This is a genomic window from Mesorhizobium sp. P2_E10, from assembly GCF_056404235.1.
Genome location: NZ_JBFUEK010000002.1, coordinates 118658 through 144329 on the forward strand (window position 1 = coordinate 118658; position 25672 = coordinate 144329).

The window sequence follows — 25672 nt, forward strand, 5'->3', positions numbered from 1 at the left end:
ATAGTCAGCGCAAATAGTCGCATTTGGAGTCGCCCCCTGTGGGGAACGGGCTGGCTGCCAGGAGCGGGCGGTACACTTGTAAGTGCCCGCCCGTCCGGCGCCCCCGCCAATGCCGTTGTTCCCGAAACCCCTCAGCCCCGTTATCAACAGCCCACGGTTATGGCGTGACCCATGGGTGAGCGAATATCCATTGGCGGTGGGCGCTGTCAACGCCGCCTGCCGGGTCGCTTGACCGGCTGTTTCGAACCACTTTGGGGGCCGCGCTTAAGGTCCGCGCCGGCACTCTCGCGACCATGAAAAGCTTGGGAAAAGGCGGTTTTCTGCGGTTTTTGATGGCCTCTGGTCGGGGCCAACGGCAGCGCTTGAGCCGCCATCTAGGCGCTTGAATCGACTGGTTTTTCGCCGGCTGGTGCGTTTTGCCAGAGCGTTTTCAACTTGACTTTTTTTGGGTGTATTTTTTCGGCAGCAGTTTTGGGGATGGCCGTCGCAATCGGCCACCCTCACGCGGCGGTGAGAGGCGGGGGCGATGGTCATCAAGCGCTGTCGTCCGACGATGACAATCAGGCGGTTCGAGGTCATCGCCGCAACGGGCGTCCTTGCTCGCGCTGGTCGGACGGCTTTCAGCTTGAAACTAAACCCGTCCCGGCTCGTGGCTTTGACGCCAGGCTAGATCCTGGTGGCTCTAACCTCCATTCGCCCGCTGGTCAGCGCCGGCGGGCTTTTTGTGAGGCATCGAGAGAGCCGACGCCGGGCGTGAAGCCTCACGAAGGTCGTTCCCTGCCGATCGCCACATACTCGAAAACTCTTTCCCTGGATGTCGTTTGACCCGCCCTGATCCAGGTTTCCGTCACTCTGATCCAGCTCGTTTCACCTCGTCTCAAGGTGACTGCTCTTCTTGTCGCCCGTTCGGCGGCTTCGAAAGGGATCGGTGCTTCAATCAGGTGCGTCGCCAGAACGATGTCGTTTTCGACTTCTTCGACGCGATAGGTTTTCATCGCCCTAGCCATCTCGCTGACTATCCGCAGCCTGACCTTTAGCCGAATGATCGCAACAGATTCAGTTGCCTATAAGTACAGGGTCGGCAGAGATCAAAGGTGTTGACAAAACGAAATCACATGAGCGCCGGCTAATAGATGGGCGCCGGAGATCGCCATGGTCGGCGCTTGGCATGAAAAGGGCGGGCTGCGTCGTCGAGCCAACGGCAGCACGCCGATAAGATTGGGTCTGCGGCCGTTGTTGCCGGCGAGGAAATGGCGAGCCAAGCCCGCCATTTCTGTGCCGCAATCCGTGAGGCAAGCTGCGTTTAATTCGCGCCACCTAGCTGCATGGTCAACTTGCAGAAATCATTGTGCTGCTTGTCGATCGTTCGGTCGCTGCATTCCTTCCACGTTCCGGGCTTCGCCACGTTGGTCATGCTCGCTTGCGACGACATGCTCTTCATGCTGGTCTCGGTGGAGAAGGTGGAGGGATTGTCGAGCGCACCGGCCAGAGCCGCACCGCTCACCATCGAAAGCGCCACGGCGCCCAGGCAGATCATCTTGATATTCATCGTCAGTTCCTCTCGTTTGCTTTGGGATCGTCCAGTTTGCGATCGAAAGGAGAAACGGATATTTGAAGCAAAAGTTTCAATGTATGGAATGCAAAGCCAATAAGTCAGGCGTTTTGTTTAATATATAAAGTATATATTGATTTTGTGGACCCATCCCGATGGGATGATTGCGCAGATAGGATCGATGCGCTCGCCCGTTGCTGACAAGAACGACTTCGCCGCGACAAGAGTTTCCTGCCGCTGCAGGAATGTTTTGGGATCCTGAGGGTGCATGCAGTGGGTTGCCTCCCGCCCGCATGCCTTGCAGTGTTAGCTAGCCCCTCGCCAGCACGAAATCATGCTCGACCTCCCAGAACGGGCCGGCGAAATCGAGCTTCCTTGCCCGCGAGAGATCGTCGATGCGCTTGAACTTCGCCAGCAGGCTTTCCTTCACCCCGAACACCGCATCCGAATTGATATAGGGATCATCAGGATCGAAGATGTGGGTGGTCAGCGTCTCGAACCCCTCGGCCTTGAGAATGTAGTGCAGATGCGCCGGGCGGTAGGGGTGGCGGCCGAGTGCGTGCAACAATTTGCCGACCGTGCCGTCATCGGGGATCGGGTAGAATTTCGGCTTCACCGCTCGAAACCAGTAGCGCCCGTCGGCGCCGGTGCGAAACACGCCGCGCAGGTTGAAGTCGGGCTGAAGGCCCTTCTGCTGCACGTCGTAGAAACCTTCGTCATTGGCTTGCCAGACATCGAGCACGGCGTCAGTGATCGGTCTGCCTTCGGTGTCGAGGATGCGGCCATGGATGAACATGTCCTCACCCTTGTGGTCCAGGCAGATGTTGGCGCCCATCGGCAGTTCCGGTGCGTCGGCGAGATGGAACGGCCCGAGCACCGTCGATTCCGAGGCGCCTGACGGTTTGCGGTTGTTGATCGCGTCGACCAGCATCGAGACGCCGAGCACGTCAGAGAGCAGGATAAACTCCTGCCGCCAGTCGGTGCACAGCTGTCCGGTCCTGGTCAGGAACTGGATGGCATCGAACCATTCATCCTGCGTCGGCTCGATCTCCTTCACCGCCTCATGCAGTTTGCGGGTGATGACTTCCATCACCGCCTTCAGCCGCTCATCCCCGGCGTTCTTGTTGCGGCCGGTGACGACCTCGACGGAAGTCGCCTCGGTGAAGAAGCCTTTCTCGTGCGCTTCCATATCTCTCACCTGTCCAGGATTGACTTCAGGGCTTTGCGCAAATCCGCCGTCGGGTCGCTGCTCATGGCATCCTTGCGCCAGCCGACATGCTGGTCCGGCCGCACCAGCAGCACGCCGCTGTCGCGGATTTCGCGGGCGCGCGCCCAGTCGCCGGAAAAATCCTGCCAGGGCTGGCGCGGCCCGATCAGATGGCCTGCAATGTCGATACCGAGCTCCTTGCCCACCGCCTTGGCCGCGTCGAGCCAGCCCTGACCGCCAATGCCGGTCAGCACCGTGAACTTGCCGTGGCCGGTCAGGTCGAGTGTCGAGGCCTTGGCGCCCCGATGGGCCGGGTCATCGGAATGCACCCAGACATGTGGCAGCCGGGCGCCCGGCCATGACGTCGGCTGGTAGTGCAACTCCGCGTCCTTCTCGAAGGCCGGTTCCTTCTGGCCGTCGGTGACGATGGCATTCGAGATATAGCGCTGGTTCATCTCGACGCCATGCGCGTCGAATTCATAGACCTTGGAGGCAATGGTCTCACGGATTTTCGCCCGCTGCGCTTCGGCTGCCGGCGTGTCGTCGCAGCGTGCGTCCATGTTCGATTGCATCTTCACCGGGTCGATGGAATCGAGCAGGCCGAGCGCCTTGAAGATCGGGCCGAATTCTTCGATCGACTTGTTGGCGCGGGTGACGATCTGTTTGGCCACAGGCGCGCGCTCCTGCGAATAGCTGTCGAGGAGTTTTGGACCGGCCTTGCCCTTGATGACATAGGCGAGCTTCCAGGCGAGATTGAAACCGTCCTGGATCGAGGTGTTGGAGCCCAGCCCGTTCGACGGCGGGTGGCGGTGGATGGCATCGCCCATGCAGAACACCCGGCCTTTGGAGGTCTGCGTGGCGTACATGTTGTTGACGGTCCAGGTCGACACAGACTGGATATCGATCTCCAGCCCGGGATCGCCGACCAGGTCGCGCGCCACTTTTTTCGCAAAGGCATCGTCGACCTTCGGCGCCGGCTGGTTGATGTCGTAGCCCCAGACGATCAGCCACTCGTTCCACGGCCGGATCATGCGCACCAGGCCCATGCCGATGCCGCCGACATCGGCGCCGGGCTGCACCACCCAATAGAGCACCGACGGGCGATGGGCGACGTATCTCGACAAGTCTGCCTTGAACAGGATGTTCATCGAGCCGCCGACGCCCATCTTGCCTTCGAAGGGCAGGCCGGCATGTTCGGCGACCAGCGAATTGCCGCCATCGGCGCCGACCAGATACTTTGAGCGGATGGTGACGTCCTTGCCGGTCAGCCGGTCGCGGCAGGTCGTTGTGACGCCGTCGGCGTCCTGCACATGCGAGAGATACTCCATCGACATGCGCGACTGCGTGCCGCGCGAACACGCCGTCTTGAACAGCAGCGGCTCCATGAAGGTCTGCGGCAAATCGTTCATGTGCGAGGGCGAGGACAGGAGATGCTCGGCACGGCTGAGCGGATGCTTGCCCCAGCTGCGCATGCGGCCGATCTCTTCGCCGGCCAGCGAGGTGCAGAACACGTTCTCGCCCATCAGATCCTGCTCGGTGGCGTGCATATAGGCTTCCGCCTCGACCTCCTGGCCGAGGTCGCGCAGCACCTCCATGGTGCGCTGGTTGGTGATGTGCGCGCGCGGCGTCGCGGCCAGCCAGCGATAGCGGTTGATGACCATGTTCTCGACGCCATAGGTCGAAAGCAGCGCCGCGGTCGCCGAGCCTGCCGGCCCGGTGCCGATGGTCAGCACGTCGGTAGAAATGTCAGCCATGCGGCCCTCCCTTTTTGGCTAATGGAACTGGTCCGCCGGTCAGTCGGCGGCGGACAGGAAAAAGCTGGATGCCGGTGCGCTCGGCAAACAGGCCCCACAGGCCGCGCGGCGCAAACAGCATGATGGCGATGCCGATCAGTCCGAGGATCATCAGATACCAGGAGCCGTAGTCGGCAAGCAGGTTCTGCAGGATGTAGAAGACGATGACGCCGACGATCGGCCCCTCGATGGTGCCGATGCCGCCGATGACGACGATGAAGATGACATAGGCGGTCCAGTCGACAACGGAAAAGGCAGCGTCGGGCGAGATGCGCGCCTTCTGCACATAGATCAGCGCGCCGGCCAGACCGGTGCCGAAAGCCGCTGCCAGATAGACCAGCGTCTTCATGCGCCGGGCGTCGACGCCAACCGAACGTGCCGCTTCCTGGTTGTCGCGCACGGCGGCGAGCCCCAGGCCTTGTTTCGAGCGCAGCAGCCGGTAGACGAGACCGATGGTGGCAATGGCGAGCAGCAGCGCCAGCCAGTAGGTCAGGATGTCGCCCGCGCCGGAGGATTTGACACCGAACAGCTCGCCAACAAACTTCAACGCCGGCATGTCGCGCGTCGCCTCGCGCGGCAGCGAGGTTCCGGTGCCGCCGCCCAGCATCTTCCATTGCGCCAGCGCCAGCCGCACCACTTCGGCGATGACCCAGCTGCCGATGGCGAAATAGGCGCCTTGCAAGCGAAACAGGAAGAAGGCTGTGGGGAGGGCGAGCAGGGCACTGGCAGTGCCGGCGAGCAGGATCGCGGCCAGCGGGTCGAGCCCTCCCAGGATGACAAGTGCGAACATCGCGTAGGCGCCGAAGCCGACAAAGGCCTGCTGTCCGACAGAGACCAGCCCGGCATAGCCGGCGAGCAGGTTCCAGTTCTGCGCCAGCACCAGCATGGTCAGGATGAAGAACAGGTCCTGCAGCACGCTGCGCGAGACGAACAGCGGCGCGGCGAAGGCAAGCAGGATGATGAGCGCGGCGACGATGGCGAACGCGGAGGAAGCCTTGGTTCGCGTTTCGACTTTCCAGCTTGTGAGGGAGGTGTCGGTCATGGCGCTCAATCCACCGCGCGCGGAAACAGCCCGCGCGGCCTGACCAGAAGAACCACCAGAAACGCCAGATGCCCGGCCAGGATCTGCCATTCCGGGTTGATCGCCGCGCCAAAGGTCTGCGCGACGCCGATGACGATGCCGCCGAACAGCGTTCCCCACAGTGAGCCGAGGCCGCCGATGATCACCGCCTCGAAGGCATAGATCAGCCGCGCCGGGCCGATGGTCGGATCGAAATTAGCGCGCGTGCCGAGATAGAGCGCGGCAATCGTCACCACCACCATGGCGATGCCGGTGGCGGTGGCAAAAATCCGCTTCGGCTGGATGCCCATCAGCCCGGCGGTGACCGGATCGTCCGAAGTGGCGCGAAAGGCGCGGCCGAGCGACGTGCGGTAGAATAGCTGGTTGAGACCGACAATCACCGCGATGGCGGAGGCGAGGGTTAGCAGTGGCATGACGCCGACATTGATCGGCCCGAACGCCGCCGAGGCGGAGTCGAGACCGCCGACAGGGATGCGCCGGCTGTCGGCGGAAAAGCCTTCGAGCAGGCCGTTCTGGATGACGATCGACAGGCCGAAGGTGACCAGCAGCGGCGGCAAGATGTCGGCGCCGAGCGTGCGGTTGAGCAGATAGAACTGCAGCGCCCAGCCGATGACGAACATCAACGGCATCGCCAGCAGTGCCGCGACGAACGGATTGAGGCCAAGGGCCGATACGAGCACCAGGATCAGGAAGGCGGCAAGCACGATGAGATCGCCATGCGCCAGATTGACCAGCCGCATAATGCCGAAGACGAGGCTCAAGCCAGCCGCGAACAGGGCGTAGAGCCCGCCGAGCAGGATGCCCTGGATGATGGTGTCGAGCCACATCATGCGCCGGCTCCGAAATATGCGGCATGGATGGCCTCGCGTGTCAGCGTCGAGGGCGCGCCGGAGAGCGTGATACGGCCTTCCATCATGCAATAGACGCGGTCGCTCACTTTCAACGCCTGGCCGATGTCCTGTTCGACCATGATGATCGAGGCGCCGGCCGCGCGGATGCTGGGAAAGGCGGCGTAGATATCTTTGATCACCACCGGCGCCAGCCCGAGGCTGATCTCGTCGCACAAAAGTACGCGCGGATTGGACATCAGCGCGCGGCCGATCGCCACCATCTGCTGCTGGCCGCCGGACAGTGCCGTGCCAGGATTGCTGCGCCGCTCCTTCAGGACCGGTAACAATTCGTAGACGGTCTGAAGGCTCCAGTGGCCGGCAACGGCTCGCCCATAGCGGCCGATCAACAGGTTCTCCTCGACGCTGAGCGAGGGGAACAGTTTTCGCCCCTCCGGCACCATGGCGATGCCGCGCGCGACGATGTCGGGAGCGGGCAGGGCGCCGATCGCCTCGCCGTCGAACAGCACTGCTTGCGCCTGGCTGGCGAGAATGCCCGCAATCGAGCGCATCAGCGTCGTCTTGCCGGCGCCGTTGGCGCCAATGATGGCGATGGTCTCGCCTTGGTTCAGCGCGATGTCGACGCCGAACAGCGCTTGGAAGTCGCCATAGCGCGCCGTCAGGCCTTTGGTTTCGAGGAGCGCCATCAGATCTCGATCCCGAGATAGATCTCGCGGACCTCGCGCGATGCCATAACGGCGTCGGGCGGACCCATGCCGATGATCTTGCCGAAATTCAGCACCAGCAGCCGCTCGACGACGGAGTTCAGCGCGTGCAGCACATGCTCGATCCAGATAATCGACATGCCGCCTCTGTGGATGGCGCGAATGGTGTCGACCAGCATGCCGCATTCGCCTTCGGTCAGGCCGCCGGCGATCTCGTCGAGCAGCAGTACCCTGGGTTCGGTGGCCAGCGCACGCGCCAGTTCCAGCCGCTTGCGCTGCAGCAGGCTCAGGCCACCGGCCGGATGGTTGGCGCGTTCGATCAGCCCGGTCTCGACCAGGATTTCGGCGCAGCGGTCGCCGACCTCGGCTTCGGTCTTACGTGCGCCGAAAGCGCCGGCGACCAGCAGGTTCTCGAACACGGTCAGCTTCTCGAATGGCTGCGGGATCTGGAAGGAACGGCCGACACCGGCGAGGCAGCGTTGCATCGGCGGCAGGCGGGTCACGTCCTGGCCGTCGAAGCGGATGCTGCCGGCATCGACTGATATGTTGCCGGTGATCAGGTTGAACAGCGTCGACTTGCCGGCGCCGTTCGGACCGATGATGCCGAGTGCCTCGCCCTGCCGCAACTCGAACGAAACCGCGTCGGCGACCGTGAGGGCGCCGAAGCGTTTCGAGACATCGGAGAGCGCGAGGATGGACATGGCCTAGGCAATCGCTTCCATCGTCCCGCCGGTCGGGATGCTGGGCGCGGTCTTGTTGTCGGTGATGACGAGGTCATAGCCGCCGCCGTCCTTCAGCCGCCACTGGCCGCCGACCAGTGGCGTCTTGGCGATGTTCTTGGCGGCGAAGGGCGGCAGGTTGGCGCCGTCCCAGGCGATCGGCCCGACCAGTGTGTCGAGCTTGGTCGCGGCGATCGCCGCCGCCACCTTGTCGCCGTCGCCGGGCTCGCCCGCCCGCTTCATGACATCGACGGCGATCTCGAACAGCGCATGGACAAAGCCGATCGGCTGCGTCCACTGCCGGCCGGTGACCTTGGTGAAGCCCGCTGCCACCTGCGCCGAGCTTTCGCCGGTCAGCGACGACTTGAACGGGTGGTTGGGCGTCCACCAGACTTCCGACGACAGATTGTGCCCGGACTTGCCGAGCGCCTCGACCGATTGCGGGAACAGGATTGCCTTGCCGATCGACGCCACCTTGGGCGTGAAGCCCTGCTGCCTGGCCTGGTTCCAGAAGGTGGTGAAGTCGGGCGGGATCATCACGCCGGTGATGATTTCGCAGGACGCACCCTTGAAGGCGTTGATCTGGGCTGAAAAATCGTCGGTCAGGTTCTGGTAGCGGCCGGTATCGGTCAACCCGTAGCCGCCCTTGGCCAGCACCGGCGGGAAGCCGACAGTGCCGTCGCCCCAGGCATTGCCGTCGCCATCATTGGGAAACAGCCCGCCAACCTTCTTGTTGGTCTCGACCTGCGCCCACATGTTGGTGAACACGGCGATGACGTCCTCCAGACCCCAGAAGAAGTGGTAGGCATAGTTGAACGGCTTCCACGACGCGGGATCGCCGGGATTGCCTTGCTGGCCGATGAACCAGGGCTGCCACGGCGCCACCGTCGACAGGCAGGGCACTTCCTCGGCCTCGCATGTGGTGGCGACCGGGTTGGTGGTCTCCGGCGTCGAGGCGACAAGCATCAGATTGACCTTGTCGTTGACGATCAGTTCCTTGGCGACTTCCGCCGCCCGGTTCGGATTGGACTGGCTGTCCTTGACCACCACCTCGTAGTTGAGGCCGGCCGCCTTGGTGGCGGCCAGAAAACCGTCGATGATGAACTTGTCGGCCTCGGCGAAGGCCGCCAGCGGGCCTGACTGCGGGCTGACATAGCCGAGCTTGATCGGCGCGTCCTGCGCAATCGCCGGCATCGCCAGCCCCGATGTGCCGGCAAGCATGCCGGTCGCGGCGGTGTTCCTGATGAATTCGCGTCTGGTGATCATTGCTGTTCCTCCCTTTGTTACCTTCAGCTCTGCTCGTCTTCAGTCTTGCGGGCGTCTTCCCTCCCACGCGTCCTGCAACAGGGCGCGGATTGCAGCGCGGTCGAAAGACCGCGGATTCCAATATGGATTTTGCGTCGCGATTTCGGCGGCGCGGTCGAGATCGGCCTGCTTGAGGCTCAACTCTTTGAGCGTCAGCGGTGCGCCGATGGATCTGGCGAAATCGTGCAGGCCGCCACCGGCGCTGCCGCCAAAGATGTCGCCGACAGGTTGGAGCAGTTCGGGCACGGCGCCGGAGTTGAAGCCGATCGTGTGCGGCAGCATCACCGCGTGGGTCTCGGCATGCGGCATGTCGAAGGAACCGCCCAGCGTGTGGCAAATCTTGTGGTGCAGCGCCATGCCGACGGTGCCGAGCACGGTGCCGCACAGCCATGCGCCGTAAAGCGCATCGCCGCGTGCCTCGAGATTCCTGGGCTCTTTCACCAGCACGGGAAGGGCAGCCTTGAGGGCGCGCAACCCTTCGGTCGCCATCAGCGTCGACACCGGATTGCGGTCCTGCGCATAGAGCGCCTCGGCCGCATGCGCCATGGCGTTGAGGCCGGAAGTGACGCTCATCGCCACCGGCAATCCGATGGTCAGTTGCGGATCGTAGATCACCACTTCCGGCAGGATCTTTGGGTCGCGCAACGTGGTCTTCACGCCAGCTTCGGTCTGGCCGAGGATCGGCGTCACCTCGGAGCCGGCATAGGTGGTCGGGATGACGATCTGCGGCAGGTCGGTGCGCCAGGCGATCGCCTTGCCGAGGCCGGTGGTCGAGCCGCCGCCGAGCGCGACGACGCAGTCGGCATCGACGTCGCTCGCCTTGGCCATCGCCGCTTCGGTCACTTCGACCGGCGTGTGCATGGCCGCACCTGAAAAGGTGCCTGCCGCCAGCGCGCCAAGCGTCTTCGCCAGCGCTTCGCCATCGGCGGCCTGGTGCGGCGTCGACAGCACCAGCGCGCGCTTGCAGCCGAGTTTTTCGACCCAGCTTGCGACTTCGGCCGATGCGCCATTACCGAAGACGATATGCGCTGGACTGCCGGAATAAATGAAGGAATGTGTCATGCAGCCCGGCTCCCCTTACGCGCCATTACCATGACGAAGCCAAAATCGAGCGCCCAGCTGTCGCGGCCTTGCCCGGTGACGCGGTTGAAGTCGCCGACCAGTTCCGGCTTGACGCCGAACAGCGCATCCTCGTCGAGACGCGGGTCGCCGCGCTCGAACACCTGCGTCGTCAGCGTCTCGAAATTGTCGGCGCGGATGAGAAAATGCAGGTGCGCCGGGCGTCTGAGCGGATAGCCGATGCGGCCGAGCAATTGTCCGACCGGTCCGTCATCCGGCACGCCGTAGCCAGCGGGCTTCACCGTGCGATAGTGGAAGCGTCCATCCTTGTCGGTGGTGAAGACGCCGCGCAAATTGAATTCCGGCTGCAAGTCCGGCTGCTGGTTCTCGTAAAACCCTTGCGAATTCGCTTGCCAGGTCTCGACCGTCGCGCCTGCAATAGGCATGCCGTCGAGATCGACGACGCGCCCGGAGACAGTCAGCGGCGCGCCGACGCCATCGAGGCAAATGTCGGCGCCGAGCGGCAGCCGTGGCGCGTCGGCGCGATAGAACGGGCCGCGACCGGTGTTGGGCGTCGCGCCTTTTGGCCGGCGCGAGTTGATCTCCTCGACCAGCGCGGTGACGCCGAGCAGGTCGGAGAGCAGCACCCATTCCTGCCGCTTCTCGTCGCTGGCATGGCCGATCTCGGTGAGGAAAGCGATGGCCTGCCGCCAGTCGGCGGCGGTCGGTCGGGTTTCCCTGACGATCTGGTGGAGATGGTCGACGACGCTGGCCAGGAATTGCGGCAGCGGCCCGGCCTTGGCCTTCAGAAGGCGCTGGGCGACGAGTTCGGACGAGTTGGCCTCGTTGAACGATGATGGGCCGGCCTGCGACATGGTCCTCCCCAGGTTTCACTTCGCGAGGGGGACCATAACGCAGGCCATGCATGAAGATGATGATTTCTTCTCGGATTAATATATCATATCGTTATGAAACTCGACGAAAGGCATCTGGTTCAGTTGGCCGCCGTGGTCCAGGCCGGCGGCGTCACCGAAGGCGCGGCGCTCATCGGCCTGTCGCAGCCGGCGGTGTCGCGCACTCTGTCGATGCTGGAGAAGCGGCTGGGCGAGCCGCTGTTCCTGAAGGGGCGCCGGCCGTTGCAGCCGACGCCGCTCGGCCGTGCGCTCGCCGATCATGGCCAGGTCATGCTGGCGGCCTCGCGCAAGGCCTCGGACATCGTCGCCAATTTCAGCCAGGGCCGCTCGGGCGTGGTGCGGGTCGGCGGCACGCCGTTCTTCATGGATGCGCTGATCTCCGGCATGATCGCCGATTTCCAAAACGCCTATCCGGATGTGCGCGTCGACCAGAGCTATGGCTATCTGCCGGACCTGCGCGCCGCCATCAATGCCGACCGCATCGACCTTGCCGTCTGCCCGATCGATATTCTGGAGGAGGGGTCCGGCATGGAGTTCCGAGAAATCCTGCCCGGACGCAATGTCGTCGCCTGCCGCGCCACGCATCCGCTGCTGCTGCGCCGCAAGCTGAAAACCGTCGATCTGCTCGACTACCCCTGGATCGCACCACCGCCCGGCAGCCCGCTGCTGGAGGATCTGCGCAGCCTGCTTTTGTCGCTCGGCGCCACCGAAATAAAAATCCGCTATTCCGGCGGTTCGCTGACCAGCGCCATCAACTACATGAAGGAAACCGATGCGCTGACGGTTTTGCCGCACAGCGTCGTCTTTGCCTTTCGCAAGGACAAGTCGATCACCGCACTTCCGGTGGCGATCCCGCATCCCGAGCGCGCGCTCGGCCTGCTCAGGCGCGCCGACACGCCGCGCGCACCGGCAGTCGATGCCTTCGCCAGGCATATCCGCCAGAGCTTCGACAACCTCAAGCACCTGATCAAGCGCCACGAGCAGGCGGTGATCTGGGGGGCCTGACATCTTTGCCGTGTTCGCAACTGCGTCGCCGCGGTCTTCAAAACGTCAAAAAAGTATCAGTCACATGGACAGACCGTGGTGGCGGCTGCAACAATTGCCGCCTAAGCTTTGATCACTGCGGAGAGCGGCATACGCGGCCTGCGGGACAAGGCACTGCAACTGGTCGCACGACCGGACCGGCGCCGGGAGGAACGAAGATGAATCCGGACTTGGAAGTTGTCCAGATCAGACGTGGCGAGTCGTTCAAGGCTTGGGCCCACGGCTACCCCTTCCACACCGTGCGCTGGCACTTCCATCCCGAATACGAAATCCACCATGTCGTCGCCACCACAGGCCGCTATTTCGTCGGCGACTTCATCGGCGAATTCGAGCCCGGCAACCTCGTCCTGACCGGTCCGAACCTGCCGCACAATTGGGTGAGTGATGTGCCGTCCGGTTCTTGCGTGCCGCTGCGCGGCCGCGTCGTCCAGTTCTCGCAAGAATTCATCGCCGACGCCACGACAGCACTTCCCGAACTCGCCGGTTGCACCGGCATTCTCGAACTCAGCCGCCGCGGCGCGCTGTTCGCCTCGGCCACGGCCGAGCTTGCCGGACCAGTGCTGGCGGAACTGGTCGAGGCACAAGGCGTGCGCCGCATCGCGCTGTTCATGACGCTGGTCGATATCCTCAGCCGCGCCGCCGACGTGCGGCCGCTGACCAGCGCCAACTATCTGCCCGACCCCTCCGGCTTCATGTCGGCCGGCGTCAACAAGGCGCTTGCCTACATCAACGCCCATCTGACCGAACCATTCAGCGAAGGCGACCTTGCCGCCATCGCCGGCCGCAGCCCCAGCGCCTTTTCGCGCAGCTTCCGCCGCCACACCGGCATGGCGCTGGTCCAGTACGTCAACCGGCTACGCATCAATCTCGCCTGCCAGCTGCTGATGAGCGAAGACCAGATGTCGATCACCGAGATCTGCTACGCCGCCGGCTACAACAACATCTCGAATTTCAACCGCCAGTTCCTGGTGCAGAAGGCCATGTCGCCTTCGCGCTTCCGGGCCTTGCTGGCGGAAAACATAAGCGCGGAGATTGCCGCCTAACAGGGAGGACCGGGAGGAGCCTGAACATTTGCAGAAGGAAAAAACGCGGGGTGCGTTGGAGGCGCCCCGTGCTGGAGATCGCTTGTCTTGAAATCCAGCAATATCAAGAGGATGAAGCCAGAATAGAGCGGTGATCCAGGCGGATCCGGCCGAGTTCAGGACAAAAAAATCCTCTCAACTGTTCGACTTGCAGTCAAGGCCCGGCGCGCCATTTGGCGCTCAGGCCTTCGTGAAACCATTCCTTGAAACGGAGACATTCGAATGACCAGATTTGCTTGGAAATCGACCGGCGCAGCAGCGCTGGCACTTTCTCTCCTGAGCGGCACCGCCGCTTTTGCCGCTGAGGTCACCGACGCCACGGTTGCCTTCCTGATGCCAGACCAGGCCTCGACGCGCTACGAGCAGCACGACTATCCCGGCTTCGTCGCCGAGATGAAAAAACTCTGCCCCGGCTGCAAGGTGCTCTACCAGAATGCCGATGCCGACGCCTCGCGCCAGCAGCAGCAGTTCAACTCGGTGATCTCGCAGGGCGCCAAGGCGATCGTGCTCGACCCCGTCGACTCGACCGCCGCCGCCTCGCTGGTCAAGCTGGCGCAGAGCCAGGGCGTCAAGGTCATCGCCTATGACCGGCCGATCCCGACTGCTCCGGCCGATTTCTACGTCTCCTTCAACAATGAAGGCATCGGCAAGGCGATCGCGGATTCGCTGGTCGAGCACCTGAAGGCGCTGAAGGTCGATCCCGCCAGCGGTGGCCTGTTGCAGATCAACGGCTCACCGACCGACGCGGCAGCCGGCCTGATCAAGAAGGGCATCCATTCCAGCCTCGACAACAGCGGCTATCCGATCCTGGCCGAGTTCGACACGCCGGAATGGGCGCCGCCGAAGGCACAGCAGTGGGCGAGCGGCCAGATCACCCGCTTCTCGACCAAGATCCTCGGCGTCGTCGCCGCCAATGACGGCACCGGTGGCGGCGCTATCGCCGCCTTCAAGGCAGCCGGCGTCGATCCAGTGCCGCCGGTCACCGGCAACGATGCGACCATCGCTGCCCTGCAGCTGATCATCGCCGGCGACCAGTACAACACCATCTCCAAGCCGAGCGAGATCGTCGCGGCCGCCGCCGCCAACGTTGCCGTCAAGCTGCTGTCGGGTGAGGTGCCGAAAGCCGAAATGACGCTCTACGATACGCCCTCGCAGCTGTTCACGCCGGCGGTGGTGACGCAGGAAAACCTCAAGGCGGAGATCATCGACAAGAAGATCAACACGGCCGCCGAGCTCTGCGTCGATCGTTACGTCGAAGGCTGCAAGAAGCTCGGCATCACCAACTAATAGCACTATCATCAGGTCCGGCCGCCCTTGCGGCGGCCGGACGTCAAAACAACCGGCCTTCCGGAAAGGTTTGCCATCCATGACCGACATTTCTGACGGACCGGTTGCCACAGTCGAGCTGGTGCTCAGCCTGCGCGGCATCTCGAAGAATTTCGGCGCCGTGTCGGCGCTGACCGATATCGATCTCGACGTGCATGCCGGCGAGGTGGTGGCGCTGGTCGGCGACAATGGCGCTGGCAAGTCGACGCTGGTCAAGATCCTTGCCGGCGTCCACCAACCGAGTTCGGGAACGATCAATTTCCGTGGCCGGCAAGTGACCATGCCCGACCCCAGTGCGGCGCTGACGCTCGGCATCGCCACCGTCTTCCAGGACCTGGCGCTGTGCGAAAACCTCGACGTCGTCGCCAACATTTTTCTTGGCAAGGAGCTCAATCCGCTGCGGCTGGATGAGGTGGCGATGGAGATCCGCGCCTGGACGCTGCTCAACGAATTGTCGGCGCGCATTCCGAGCGTCCGCGAAGCGGTCGCCTCGCTGTCCGGTGGCCAGCGCCAGACCGTGGCGATTGCCCGCTCGCTGCTGCTTGAGCCGAAACTCATCCTGCTCGACGAGCCGACAGCCGCACTCGGCGTCGCCCAGACCGCGGAGGTGTTGAACCTGATCGACCGGGTGCGCGAGCGCGGCCTCGGCGTGCTGATGATCAGCCACAATATGGAAGACGTGCGCGCCGTCGCCGACCGCATCGTCGTGCTCAGGCTCGGCCGCAACAATGGTGTCTTCGAACCCGACGCCTCGAACCAGGAACTGGTCAGCGCCATCACCGGCGCCTCCAACAATGCGGTATCGCGCCGTGCCGAGCGACGCAGGCTGGAGCAAAAACCCGGGCATGAGCACAAGCAGGAGCAGCGGCCATGAGCGCGGAGCCCAAGCACGACACCTCGGCGTCGACGGCGCTCGACCGCAGCGACGTGCGCGTCAAGCATGCGACAGGCGTTGGCGGCACGATTAGCGCCTTCCTCGACCGCGTGCGTTCCGGCGATCTCGGCTCGCTGCCGGTGGTCGTCGGGCTGGTGATAATCTGGACGGTGTTCACCACGCTCAATCCGGTGTTCGTCTCCTCGAGCAATCTCGTCAATCTTTTGTTCGACTGCTCGACCGTCGGCGTCATTGCGCTCGGCATCGTCTGCGTGCTGATGGTCGGCGAGATCGATCTCTCGGTCGGCTCGATCAGCGGCTTTGCCTCGGCGCTTGTCGGCACGCTATGGGTCAACCAGGGCTGGCCGGTGGCGCTCGCCATCCTTGCCGCCGTCGCCTTCGGCGCGCTGATCGGCTCGCTCTATGCGCTGCTGTTCAATCGACTTGGCATGCCGAGCTTCGTCTCGACGCTGGCCGGCCTGCTCGCGGTGCTCGGGCTGCAGCTCTACATCCTCGGCTCCACCGGTTCGATCAACCTGCCTTACGGTTCGAACCTGGTGAATTTCGGCCAGCTGCTGGTCATGCCCAAATGGGTGTCTTTCGGACTGGCGGCGGTACCCGGCATCGTCATGCTGATCACCGGCCTGCGCACCGTCAGCCGCCGCCGCGCCGTCAACCTGTCGGCGCCGTCGGTCAGCGGCCTGATCGTAAAGGTCGCCGCCTTGACCATCGTGCTGGAGCTGATCGTCGCCTATCTCAACCAGGCACGCGGCATCCCGTGGATGTTCGGCCTGTTCGTCGGCCTGGTCGTGGCGATGAACTATGCGCTGACCCGCACCAAATGGGGCCGCTCGATGACCGCCGTCGGCGGCAATCGCGAAGCCGCGCGCCGCGCAGGCATCAAGGTGCGGCTGATCTATCTCAGCGCCTTTGCGATGTGCTCGATGTTCGCCGCCCTCGGCGGCGTGCTGTCGGCCGCACGCCTTGCCTCGGCCAGCCAGCAGGCCGGCACCGGCGACGTCAACCTCAACGCCATCGCGGCGGCCGTCATCGGCGGCACCAGCCTGTTCGGCGGCCGCGGCAGCGCCTATTCGGCGCTGCTCGGCATCATCGTCATCCAGTCGATCGCCAGCGGGCTGACGCTGCTCGACCTGTCGTCGTCGCTTCGCTACATGATCACCGGCGCCGTTCTGGCGATCGCGGTCATCGTCGACTCCCTGGCGCGCCGTTCGCGGGTTTCCCACGGCCGAGCCTGAACCCAGTAGACAGGAAGACCATCGAAATGGCTCAGGATTTGAGTGGAAAAGTCGCGGCAATCACCGGCGCCGCCTCGGGCATTGGGCTCGAATGTGCCAGGGCGCTGATCGCCGCCGGCGTACGGGTCGTGTTGGTCGACCGCGCCGAGGACAGGCTGAAGGAGGTTTGCGCGGAGCTTGGGCCGCAGGCGATCCCGGTGGTGGTCGATCTGATGAAGCCGTCGAGCGTCGCCACCATGATGCCTGAGATTCTGGAGAAGGCCGGCCAGCTCGACATCTTCCATGCCAATGCCGGCGCCTATGTCGGCGGCGAGATCCTCGGCGGCGATCCCGATGCCTGGGACCGCATGCTGAACCTCAACATCAATGCGGTATTCCGTTCCGTGCACGCCGTGCTGCCGCACATGGTCGAGCGCAAGACCGGCGACATCATCGTCACCAGCTCGATCGCCGGGCTCGTACCCGTCGTCTGGGAGCCAATCTACACCGCCTCCAAACATGCCGTGCAGGCCTTCGTTCACACGGTCCGCCGCCAGGTCGCCAAGCACGGCCTGCGCGTCGGCGCCGTGGCGCCAGGACCCGTGGTGACGGCGCTGATCAGCGACTGGCCAAAGGAGAAGCTCGACGAGGAGCTGGCCGCCGGCGGCCTGATGCAACCCGCCGAGGTCGCCGAAGCCGTGCTGTTCATGCTGACGCGGCCAAGGAACATCACCATCCGGGATCTGGTGATCCTGCCGCAGAGCAATGATTTGTAGGAGCGAATAGGGAGTAGCGAATAGGAAAATTATCGCTCGCTATTCGCTATTCGCTATTCGCCAATTCCTCGAGGTTCCCCCATGCCCCCACACTTCCTCGGCATCGATGTCGGCACCGGCAGCGCCAGGGCAGGGGTGTTCGACGCTGAGGGCGCCATGCTCGCCTCGGCCAAGCGCGACATCGCACTGTTCATCGAGCCGGGCGAGATCGCCGAGCAGTCGAGCGACGACATCTGGCGCGCGGTCTGCGCCAGCGTGCGCGAGGCGGTTGCGAAGTCCGGGCTTGGTCCGCGCGATATTGCCGGCATCGGCTTCGACGCGACCTGTTCACTGGTGGTGATCGGGCAGGGCGGTGCACCGTTGCCGGTTGGCCGCTCGGGCGACAGCCAGCGCAACATCATCGTCTGGATGGACCATCGCGCCCTCGACCAGACGCAGCGCATCAATGCCGGCAAGCATCGCGTGCTCGACTATGTCGGCGGCACCATTTCGCCGGAGATGGAGACGCCCAAGCTCTTGTGGCTAAGTGAAAACCTGCCCGTGAGTTTTGCCGCGGCCGAGCATTTCTTCGACCTGACCGACTATCTCACCTGGCGCTCGACCGGCAGCCTGGCGCGCTCGATCTGCACCGTGACCTGCAAATGGACCTATCTCGGGCATGAGCGGCGCTGGGACGAGGCCTATTTCCGCGCCATCGGCCTCGGCCAGCTCGCCGACGAAGGCTTCGCGCGGATCGGCACCGAGATCGTCGAGGGCGGCACCGCACTTGCTCAAGGGTTGACTGAGACCGCTGCCAACGAACTCGGCCTGCTGCCGGGAACACCGGTCGCTGCCGGTCTGATCGATGCCCATGCCGGCGGTGTCGGCACCGTTGGCGGCACCGGTTCTGTCGGTTCGCTGCAATCGCGCATGGCCTATGTCTTCGGCACCTCGGCCTGCACCATGGCCAGCACCAGCGAGCCGGCTTTCGTGCCGGGCGTCTGGGGTCCGTATTTCTCGTCGATGGTGCCCGGCCTGTGGCTCAATGAAGGCGGCCAGTCGGCGGCGGGCGCGGCGATCGATCATCTCGTCGCCTTCCACCCGGCCTCGGCCGAAGCGTCGGCAAAGGCCAAGGCGCAGGGCACCGGCCTCGCTGCCTGGCTTGGTCAGCAGTCGGCAACGCGATCCGCCGATTTGTCCGAGGCGGCCCGTCTGGCCGATGGCCTGCACGTCGTGCCGGAATTCCTCGGCAACCGTTCGCCCTTCGCCGACCCTGAGGCCAAGGCACTGATCGCGGGGCTGGGCATGGACAATTCCCTCGAAAATCTGGTCGCGCTCTATGTCGCCGGCCTGTGCGGGATCGGCTATGGCGTGCGCCAGATCGTGGCGGCGATGGCCGGGAAGAACATCGCCATCGACACCATCGTCGTCAGCGGCGGCGCCGCGCAGAGCGAACTGGTCCGTCAATTGCTGGCCGACACCACGGGACTGACCGTGGCTGGATCGACATCGCCCGAACCGGTACTGCTCGGCTCGGCCATGCTGGGCGCGGTGGCGGCGAGGACTTATCCCGACGTGATATCGGCGATGACCGGCATGTCGCGCATCGGCGAGATCTATCGTCCGGCCGGCGGAGTGAAAGCCTGGCACGACAAGCGCTTCACTGCCTTCGAACTGCTGCAACAGGCAGGGCGCGCAATACGCGGCTGAGCCGATCCGAAACTCAACGCGCCGCGTTGGCCTGCTGGTCGGCGTCGGTGAGGGTTTGGAGAAAGGCGACGATGTCGTCGATCTCGGGATCGGTCAGCGCCGGTCTGTCGCCGGGCTTTTTGCCGAAGGGCGGGTCCTGGTTGAGGTTGGGCCAGTAAGCTTTGGGCAAATCGTCGTTCTTGCGAATCGTGCCGTCGGCGTCCCTCGGATACCAGCGGCCGGGGTCGGTATCGCGGCTGGCATAGAAGGCGACCGCGTCGCGCAGCGAGTGGAAATAACCATTGTGGAAGAAGCTCTTGCGCAGTGCGACGTTGCGCAGCGTCGGCGTGCGGAACAGGCCGCAATACGCGGCCCGGCCCTTGAGGTCGGTGCGCAACGGGCCGCACAGGCCGAGATCGAAGTAGCTCGGATCGGCATTGGCGGAAATTGCCGGGTTGCGCGGCACGCCGATGCCAAGGAAACCATAATCGGTGAACTGCGGCGGCTCGCCGTCATTGGAGGGCTCGCTGAGATGACAGCTGGCACAGTTGCCCTTGGCCTCGTCCTCGAACAAAGCGCGCCCGCGCAATTCCTGCGCGCTGAGCGTCGCCTTGCCGGCGAGAAAGCCGTCGTAGCGGCTGGAATAGGGATAGAAATCGGCGGCACTCTGCTCGAACGTCCCGAGCGCTTCGGCAGCGGCGTCGAAAGCATCGTCCGGATGGTCGAATACCTGGTCGCCGAAAACCGCTTTGAAATCGTCGGCATAGGCGGCTCTGCGCAGTGCCGCAGTGACATCGCCGGCACTTTTGTTGGCCATTTCGAAGGGCGACAGCAGCGGGATCTTCGCCTGGTCCTGCCCGCGATCGACGCGGCCATCCCAGGTCAGGCCGCCGGTCGCACCATTGTCGACGCTCTCATCGCCTTCGTCGTCGGAATCGTAAAAATGCTCGGTGAAGGCAGGCGTCGCCTGGAGATAGCGCAGCGACGGGACGGCGCGCAGTCCCGGCTGATCCATCTTGGGTCCGCCCATCTCGACTGGGGTGGCCGAGGCCGGACCAAAGGCATGCTTTGGATCATGGCAGGAAGAACAGGATTGCAGGCCCGAGGCCGACAGCGACGGATCGAGGAACAGTTTGCGGCCAAGCGCGGTCAGGGCCGTCGCCCTGGCAAAGGCTTGCGCGCGCGACAGCGGCCCGGGATGCATGCCATCCGGCTCGGCCGTGGCTCCCGGCGCGATCACGGCGAGGCCAACCACCGATGCCGCGACGATCGCGATCACCTGGTCTTTCCATGGTCCAGCGTTCATGTGGCTCAGTCCGATTTTCGTTGCGGAAATAAGGAAGCACTGCAACGGATTGATGACCGGTCCCCGCGCTCACGCAACCGTGTTCGCAAAGGTCGAGACTGTCACAAAGGTGACAAGGCATCGAAGTACCTGCATGCCTGTGGTTCGTCGCCCCCCGGCCATGCACTGCCCCTCTAGCCACCACCCAGCCATGAGGTATTTCCATGTCGAGGCTCAAGCTCTTCAATTCGCTTTATCTGGCCGGCTCAGCGCTGGCTTCCTTCACCACCATCGCCAGCGCCGCTCCCGCCGGCTACGACAAGATCGATACGGTTGTCGTCATCTATGCCGAGAACCGCAGCTTCGATAATCTTTATGGCGGCTTCCCCGGCGCCAATGGCCTCTCCAACGCGTCGGCCGACCAGGTTCGCCAGCTCGACCGCGACGGCAAGCCGCTGGCCGAATTGCCGCCGGCCTGGGGCGGTCTGACCGGCAAGGGTGTCACCCCGCCGGTGACGGAGGCGCAGACCGCGCATCTGGCCAATGCGAGCTTCGCCATCGACGATCCCAACGGCTTCAATTTGAAGACCTCGGTCATCACCCGCGACCTCTGGCATCGCTTCTATCAGGAGCAGATGCAGATCAATGGCGGCCGCAACGACAAGTTCGTCGCCTGGGCCGATTCGGGCAGCGTCGTCATGGGCCATTATGACGGCTCCGTCCTGCCGATGTGGGCGGTGGCCAAGAAATACGTGCTGGCCGACAATTTCTTCCAGGGCGCCTTCGGCGGCTCCTTCATCAACCATTTCCAGCTGGCTTGCGCTTGCGTGCCGGTCTATCCGCACGCCGACACCAGCCCGATCAAGGATCAGATCGCGGTTGTGGACGCCGACGGCAAGACGCTGAAGGTCGCCGACAACTCGCCGCCCTCGGCGCTCGGAGGCGCGCCGAAATTCGTCAATGACGGCGCCATCACGCCTGATTTTTACGCGGTCAACACCATGCAGCCGCCCTATCAGCCGAGCGCCAACAAGCCGGCCGAAGGCGGCGACAAGGCGCTGGCCGATCCGGCGGCGCCGACCACGTTGCCGCCGCAGCAGGAGATCACCATCGGCGATCTCCTGTCGCTGCGGGGTATCGGCTGGGCCTGGTACTCCGGCGCCTGGCAGGCCGCGCTCGACGGCAAGAACGCGACGCCGGTGCCGAACTTCCAGTTCCATCACCAGCCCTATAACTATTTCGCCGCCTATGCGCCCGGCACCACTGCCCGTGCCGAGCATCTGAAGGATGGCGGCCTCGACGGCGTCGCCTTCATCAAGGACATTGACGACGGCAAGCTGCCGGCGGTGAGCTTCTACAAGCCGCAGGGCAATCTCAACGAGCATGGCGGCTATGCCGATGTCGGCAGCGGCGACCAGCATCTCGCCGACATCGTTTCGCATCTGGAGAAAAGCCCGCAATGGGGCCACATGCTGGTCGTTGTCACCTATGACGAAAACGGCGGCTTCTGGGATCATGTCGCGCCGCCGAAGGCGGATCGCTGGGGACCGGGCAACCGCATCCCGGCCTTCATCATTTCGCCTTATGCGAAATCCGGAACCGTCGACCACACGCAATACGACACTACATCGATTCTGCGCTTCATCACCGCGCGTTACGATCTGCCGGTGCTTCCCGGCATCGTCGCTCGCGACAAGGCGCTGCGCAACAACGACCAGCCGCCAATGGGCGATCTGAGCGCAGCACTTGATCTCAGCCGCTAGACCGATCCGGACGTACTCGTTCTCTCACACGGTCCAGAAATAACGGACCGTGTGAAAGAACACCGGGGCGGCGAAGACCAGGCTGTCGGCGCGGTCCATCATGCCGCCATGGCCTTCGATCAGATGGCCCCAATCCTTGACGCCCTGGTCGCGCTTGATGGCCGATGCGACCAGTCCGCCGAGAAAGCCCATCAGGCAGGCGATGAAGGCGACGCCCGCCGCCTGCAGCGGCGAAAACGGCGTCAGGAACGACAGCAGTGCGCCGAGCAGGCTCGACGCCGCCAGTCCGCCGACCAGCCCTTCCCAGGTTTTTGACGGCGATACGGTCGGGGACAGAAGGTGTTTTCCAAACAGCTTGCCGAAAATATATTGCAGCACGTCGCTGCCTTGCACGGTGATGATCAGGAAGGCGATCAGCAACAGGTTGTGGCCTTCGAAGCCGGGCACGTTGAGCGTCAGCAGCGCCGGCACATGACTGACGAAATAGACCGAGATCATGATCGCCCATTGCTGCGCCGAAACGCGCTCGAGGAAGCGCTCGGTGTCGCCATTGAGCGCGGTGATCGCCGGCATCAAAAGGAAGCAGTAGACCGGGATGAAAATGGTGAAGAGCCCGTACCAGGCGGTCCACACCAGCCAGTATTGGAACGGGATGATGATGCCGAACATGCCCAGCAGCACCCAGTGGTCGCTGCGCCGGCTGTGCGTCAGCGTCACGAATTCCCGAAGTGCTGCAAACGAGATCAGCGCGAACAGGATGGTCATGCCGGTGCGGCCGAAAAAGAAGGCAACCGTGATCGCCACCACCATCACCCACCAGGCGTTGATGCGCTGGTTGAGGTTGGTGAGCCCCGACGACAGTGGCTTGGGCGCCCGCCACGACAGGATGCCGGCGACGAGGCTCGCAGTCGACAGCACGCCGACCAGGCCGATTACCAGGATCATGGTTTCATGCATCGGCGGCAGCGAAAGTGGCATCAGTCGTCTCGATCCGGGCGGGGGTTGAGCGCAAGCAGCGTCTGGCGGGCGCGCTCGAGAAAGGCGCGGCGCTCTTCGCCGGGCGCAATCGTCACCGCCGGGCCGAAGACGACGCGGCACAGAAGCGGCACCGGCAGGAACTGGCCCTTGGGCAGCACGCGCGACATGTTCTCGATCCAGCACGGGATCAGCTCGACCTCGGGCCGCGCCATCGACAGATTGTAGAGGCCGGAGCGGAACGGCAGCAATTCCGCATCGGTGGTGTTGCGGGTGCCCTCGGGAAACAGGATCAGCGAATGGCCGTCGTCGAGCACCGACAGCATGATCGAAATCGGGTTCTGCGTCTCGTCGGTCCATTGCCGGTGGATGAGCACGGAGGACAGCATGTCCTCGGCAATAAAGCGCCGCAGCCGCGACTTGCCCCAATATTCGGCCGCCGCCACGGCATGGGTGCGGGCGCGCACCTTTTCGCTGAGGCAGGCCGACAAAAGGATGAAGTCGCCATGGCTGGCATGGTTGGCGAAATAGATGCGCTGCCGCTCCGACGGCTGGCTGCCATTCCAGATCGGCCGTACGCCGGTCACCACCCAAGCCAGCGCCGACAGGCCGACCGAGGTCACTGTCTGCAGCAAGGTGAAGGTGTTGGCGCGAATATGAAGCTTTGTCATCGACGGGCTCAAAGGAATGCCGCGACGAACGAGGCCAACGCAAACAGGGCGAAGGCGATGCGCTGCTCCACCAGCAGGTGGCGCGTGCCTGTGATGCGCTGGTCGAGCGTGCGGCCGCCGGCAGCGGTTGGTTTCAGCCGCATGCGCGCCAGCAAATCGTCGACTGCGGCACCCCCGCCGGCCTCGCTGGCGTGACTGGCCATCAGCCGAAACAGCAGCGCGTCGAAGGCAAGCAAGGCGGAGAGAGCGAGGGTGGCTACGGCACTCGCCGCGGCAACCAGCCACGCGACCGCTACCGGTGTCGTCTGCGGCGCGGCCACGAGGCCAATAATCGGCGCCGCCATCAAGGCGGCCACCACCAGCAGGATCGGCCATGCCGCCTGCAGCATCAGCCCGGCGGCGAACGCCTCGGCTTTGTCGTGATACGTCTCGCCACTCATGCCGGCTTGTCCACCCCGCTGTGAAGATGCACCGGACGGCCGGATGCCGCGAGCTTTTTTCGCGCCTGCGCCTGTGTGTGCGAGCGGCCGGACACAACCAGCCAGTCGGCGACGACGGCAGCACTGCGCTGGAAGCCGAGCGCGCAGCAGACCAGCACCGTGCCGCGCCTGCGCGCCAGCTCGATCGACGCCACCGCCCGCTCCAATGCATCCCTGGGCGGCACCACCAGGTCGAGCATGGCATGGCTGATCCAGCGGCTGGTCGCGCCGCGCGGCCGCTCCAGCTCGCCGGCAAGGTCGATCACAGTACCGAAGCCGTTGGCTTCGGTGACGGTCGGAAAGCGGCCGAGGAAGACGCCGTCGGTGACCGCCACCTGCGGCTCAAGCTTGCGTGTCCATATCGATGCATTGACCCTGGCGCCAAGCCGGTAAGGCAAAAGCAAAATGCGGCTGGCCAGCGACGCGGTGCCATCGGCAGATTTCTGAAAAACGCGCGGGCCGGCCCCGGCATAGGCGAAGGCGACGATGGCCAGCGCCAGCGCCGGCCACAACAGGATCAGCGCGATCGGAGAGACGAACGCGCCGGCAGCGGCGGCGGCCAGCGCAAGGGCTGCACCAAGGCCATAGAACCGCGCCAGCCGCCGCGCCTTGGGGTCGGTGGTCAGCCTGAAACCGGCAAAGGGCAGGTCGCCCTGGGCTGGAAACAGCCACAGCGCGAAAAAGCCGAGCAGCGAGCCGGTCGGGATGTCGATGAAATGATGCTGCCATGTCGTCAGCACCGAGGCGCCGATCAGAAAACACCAGACGTGCCAGACGGGTTTGAAAACGCCGCCGAGACGAAAGCGCCCCAGAGCCTGGCGCCAGTGATCCCAGATGATCACCAGCAGCGCGATGTGCAGCGACGGCGCCTGGTTGAACGGCTTGTCGAAGCCGCCGAGCACCGCGAACAGGAAGCCCGGCAGGCCTGTGGTCGCTGGCCGTACGAAGGTCGCCGCCAGCGGGAATAGGATGAAGCAGGTGACCGCTACGACTTGCGCCGTGAGGTAACGGCCGGCGAGGCGGTTGACGCCGCTCTTCGTGTCGTTGAGCAGCAGCGACAGGCCGTAGAACAGATTGATCGACCAGTAGGGCACGATCGTCCAGGCCATGAATGGGATGGCGTGTTCCCAGCCAAAGACGATGTTGCCGACATGGTCGCGCTGCGACGCCAGCCAGTTGGCGAAGCCATAGGTCGAATAGAACAGCGGCGCCAGCAACGCCAGCCAAAGTGCGGCCCTGAGCACGATGCCAAAATAGGGTTCTCGCGCCGGGGCAGGGACAGACCCAGGGGGAGGAAAGGCAGCGGCCATGG

The 25672-nt window shown here is 64.1% G+C and carries 24 protein-coding genes; 8 read left to right on the forward strand and 16 right to left on the reverse strand.

What is annotated here, in order from left to right:
* Positions 1–761: 761 nt before the first annotated feature.
* From AC1D0N_RS05200 to AC1D0N_RS05250, 11 genes are all read right to left on the reverse strand, one after another.
* Positions 762–995, reverse strand: coding sequence for a hypothetical protein (locus AC1D0N_RS05200; RefSeq protein ID WP_477242119.1), 234 nt, complete (start codon positions 993–995; stop codon positions 762–764).
* Between the two features lie 308 nt (positions 996–1303).
* Positions 1304–1549, reverse strand: a complete 246-nt coding sequence (locus tag AC1D0N_RS05205) for a hypothetical protein (protein WP_477242121.1) — start codon at positions 1547–1549, stop codon at positions 1304–1306.
* Positions 1550–1862: 313 nt separating this feature from the next.
* Positions 1863–2741 carry an intradiol ring-cleavage dioxygenase gene (locus tag AC1D0N_RS05210; RefSeq protein ID WP_477242123.1) on the reverse strand — a complete coding sequence of 293 codons (879 nt, stop codon included), beginning with the start codon at positions 2739–2741 and terminating at the stop codon, positions 1863–1865.
* 5 nt (positions 2742–2746) lie between these two features.
* Positions 2747–4513, reverse strand: a complete 1767-nt coding sequence (locus AC1D0N_RS05215; RefSeq protein ID WP_477242125.1) for an FAD-dependent oxidoreductase — start codon at positions 4511–4513, stop codon at positions 2747–2749.
* Complete coding sequence (locus AC1D0N_RS05220; protein ID WP_477242127.1) at positions 4506–5594, reverse strand: branched-chain amino acid ABC transporter permease; 1089 nt, start codon at positions 5592–5594, stop codon at positions 4506–4508. Before AC1D0N_RS05220 ends, AC1D0N_RS05215 begins: the two co-directional genes overlap by 8 nt.
* A 5-nt stretch (positions 5595–5599) precedes the next feature.
* Complete coding sequence (locus tag AC1D0N_RS05225) at positions 5600–6463, reverse strand: branched-chain amino acid ABC transporter permease (protein ID WP_477242129.1); 864 nt, start codon at positions 6461–6463, stop codon at positions 5600–5602.
* The gene (locus AC1D0N_RS05230) at positions 6460–7167 is read right to left on the reverse strand and encodes an ABC transporter ATP-binding protein (RefSeq protein WP_477242131.1); all 708 of its coding nucleotides are present in this window, start codon (positions 7165–7167) and stop codon (positions 6460–6462) included. The genes AC1D0N_RS05225 and AC1D0N_RS05230 overlap by 4 nt, the downstream gene beginning before the upstream one ends.
* Positions 7167–7886, reverse strand: a complete 720-nt coding sequence (locus AC1D0N_RS05235; RefSeq protein WP_477242133.1) for an ABC transporter ATP-binding protein — start codon at positions 7884–7886, stop codon at positions 7167–7169. Before AC1D0N_RS05235 ends, AC1D0N_RS05230 begins: the two co-directional genes overlap by 1 nt.
* Before the next feature lie 3 nt (positions 7887–7889).
* Complete coding sequence (locus tag AC1D0N_RS05240; protein WP_477242135.1) at positions 7890–9170, reverse strand: ABC transporter substrate-binding protein; 1281 nt, start codon at positions 9168–9170, stop codon at positions 7890–7892.
* Between the two features lie 39 nt (positions 9171–9209).
* Entirely contained in the window at positions 9210–10271 is a 1062-nt protein-coding gene (locus AC1D0N_RS05245) for a maleylacetate reductase (RefSeq protein WP_477242137.1), read from the reverse strand.
* Positions 10268–11143, reverse strand: a complete 876-nt coding sequence (locus AC1D0N_RS05250; protein ID WP_477242139.1) for a dioxygenase family protein — start codon at positions 11141–11143, stop codon at positions 10268–10270. Before AC1D0N_RS05250 ends, AC1D0N_RS05245 begins: the two co-directional genes overlap by 4 nt.
* A gap of 93 nt (positions 11144–11236) precedes the next feature.
* Here AC1D0N_RS05250 and AC1D0N_RS05255 point away from each other — a divergent pair, with 93 nt between their 5' ends.
* The 7 genes from AC1D0N_RS05255 (at position 11237) to AC1D0N_RS05285 (ending at position 19208) form a co-directional block, all read left to right on the forward strand.
* Positions 11237–12187: a LysR family transcriptional regulator gene (locus AC1D0N_RS05255; RefSeq protein ID WP_477242141.1), complete on the forward strand. Its 951-nt coding sequence runs from the start codon at positions 11237–11239 to the stop codon at positions 12185–12187.
* Positions 12188–12384: 197 nt separating this feature from the next.
* Positions 12385–13269 (forward strand): cupin domain-containing protein, encoded by an 885-nt coding sequence (locus tag AC1D0N_RS05260; RefSeq protein ID WP_477242143.1) that lies wholly within the window; start codon positions 12385–12387, stop codon positions 13267–13269.
* A gap of 261 nt (positions 13270–13530) precedes the next feature.
* On the forward strand, positions 13531–14595 hold the full coding sequence (locus AC1D0N_RS05265) for an ABC transporter substrate-binding protein (protein WP_477242145.1): 1065 nt from the start codon (positions 13531–13533) through the stop codon (positions 14593–14595).
* 79 nt (positions 14596–14674) lie between these two features.
* The gene (locus AC1D0N_RS05270) at positions 14675–15508 is read left to right on the forward strand and encodes an ATP-binding cassette domain-containing protein (RefSeq protein ID WP_477242147.1); all 834 of its coding nucleotides are present in this window, start codon (positions 14675–14677) and stop codon (positions 15506–15508) included.
* Positions 15505–16764 carry a sugar ABC transporter permease gene (locus AC1D0N_RS05275; protein WP_477242149.1) on the forward strand — a complete coding sequence of 420 codons (1260 nt, stop codon included), beginning with the start codon at positions 15505–15507 and terminating at the stop codon, positions 16762–16764. The genes AC1D0N_RS05270 and AC1D0N_RS05275 overlap by 4 nt, the downstream gene beginning before the upstream one ends.
* A 26-nt stretch (positions 16765–16790) precedes the next feature.
* The gene (locus tag AC1D0N_RS05280; RefSeq protein ID WP_477242151.1) at positions 16791–17519 is read left to right on the forward strand and encodes an SDR family oxidoreductase; all 729 of its coding nucleotides are present in this window, start codon (positions 16791–16793) and stop codon (positions 17517–17519) included.
* An 81-nt stretch (positions 17520–17600) separates the two neighbouring features.
* Positions 17601–19208, forward strand: a complete 1608-nt coding sequence (locus AC1D0N_RS05285; RefSeq protein ID WP_477242153.1) for an FGGY-family carbohydrate kinase — start codon at positions 17601–17603, stop codon at positions 19206–19208.
* A gap of 13 nt (positions 19209–19221) precedes the next feature.
* Here AC1D0N_RS05285 and AC1D0N_RS05290 read toward each other — a convergent pair whose 3' ends face one another.
* A complete protein-coding gene (locus AC1D0N_RS05290; protein WP_477242155.1) occupies positions 19222–20493 on the reverse strand; it encodes a cytochrome-c peroxidase in 1272 nt (423 codons plus the stop codon).
* Between the two features lie 203 nt (positions 20494–20696).
* On the opposite strand from AC1D0N_RS05290, the gene AC1D0N_RS05295 reads away from it, so the two are divergent.
* A complete protein-coding gene (locus AC1D0N_RS05295) occupies positions 20697–22235 on the forward strand; it encodes an acid phosphatase (RefSeq protein ID WP_477242157.1) in 1539 nt (512 codons plus the stop codon).
* A gap of 24 nt (positions 22236–22259) precedes the next feature.
* On the opposite strand, the gene AC1D0N_RS05300 is transcribed toward AC1D0N_RS05295, so the two are convergent.
* Genes AC1D0N_RS05300 through AC1D0N_RS05315 form a run of 4 tightly spaced genes read right to left on the reverse strand, consistent with a single transcriptional unit; the run spans position 22260 to position 25670 of the window.
* Positions 22260–23192 (reverse strand): phosphatidate cytidylyltransferase, encoded by a 933-nt coding sequence (locus tag AC1D0N_RS05300; protein WP_477243090.1) that lies wholly within the window; start codon positions 23190–23192, stop codon positions 22260–22262.
* A 20-nt stretch (positions 23193–23212) separates the two neighbouring features.
* Positions 23213–23881 (reverse strand): lysophospholipid acyltransferase family protein, encoded by a 669-nt coding sequence (locus tag AC1D0N_RS05305; RefSeq protein ID WP_477242159.1) that lies wholly within the window; start codon positions 23879–23881, stop codon positions 23213–23215.
* A gap of 8 nt (positions 23882–23889) precedes the next feature.
* Positions 23890–24321: a hypothetical protein gene (locus AC1D0N_RS05310; RefSeq protein WP_477242161.1), complete on the reverse strand. Its 432-nt coding sequence runs from the start codon at positions 24319–24321 to the stop codon at positions 23890–23892.
* Positions 24318–25670 carry a phosphatase PAP2/dual specificity phosphatase family protein gene (locus AC1D0N_RS05315; protein WP_477242163.1) on the reverse strand — a complete coding sequence of 451 codons (1353 nt, stop codon included), beginning with the start codon at positions 25668–25670 and terminating at the stop codon, positions 24318–24320. Before AC1D0N_RS05315 ends, AC1D0N_RS05310 begins: the two co-directional genes overlap by 4 nt.
* Positions 25671–25672 lie beyond the last annotated feature (2 nt).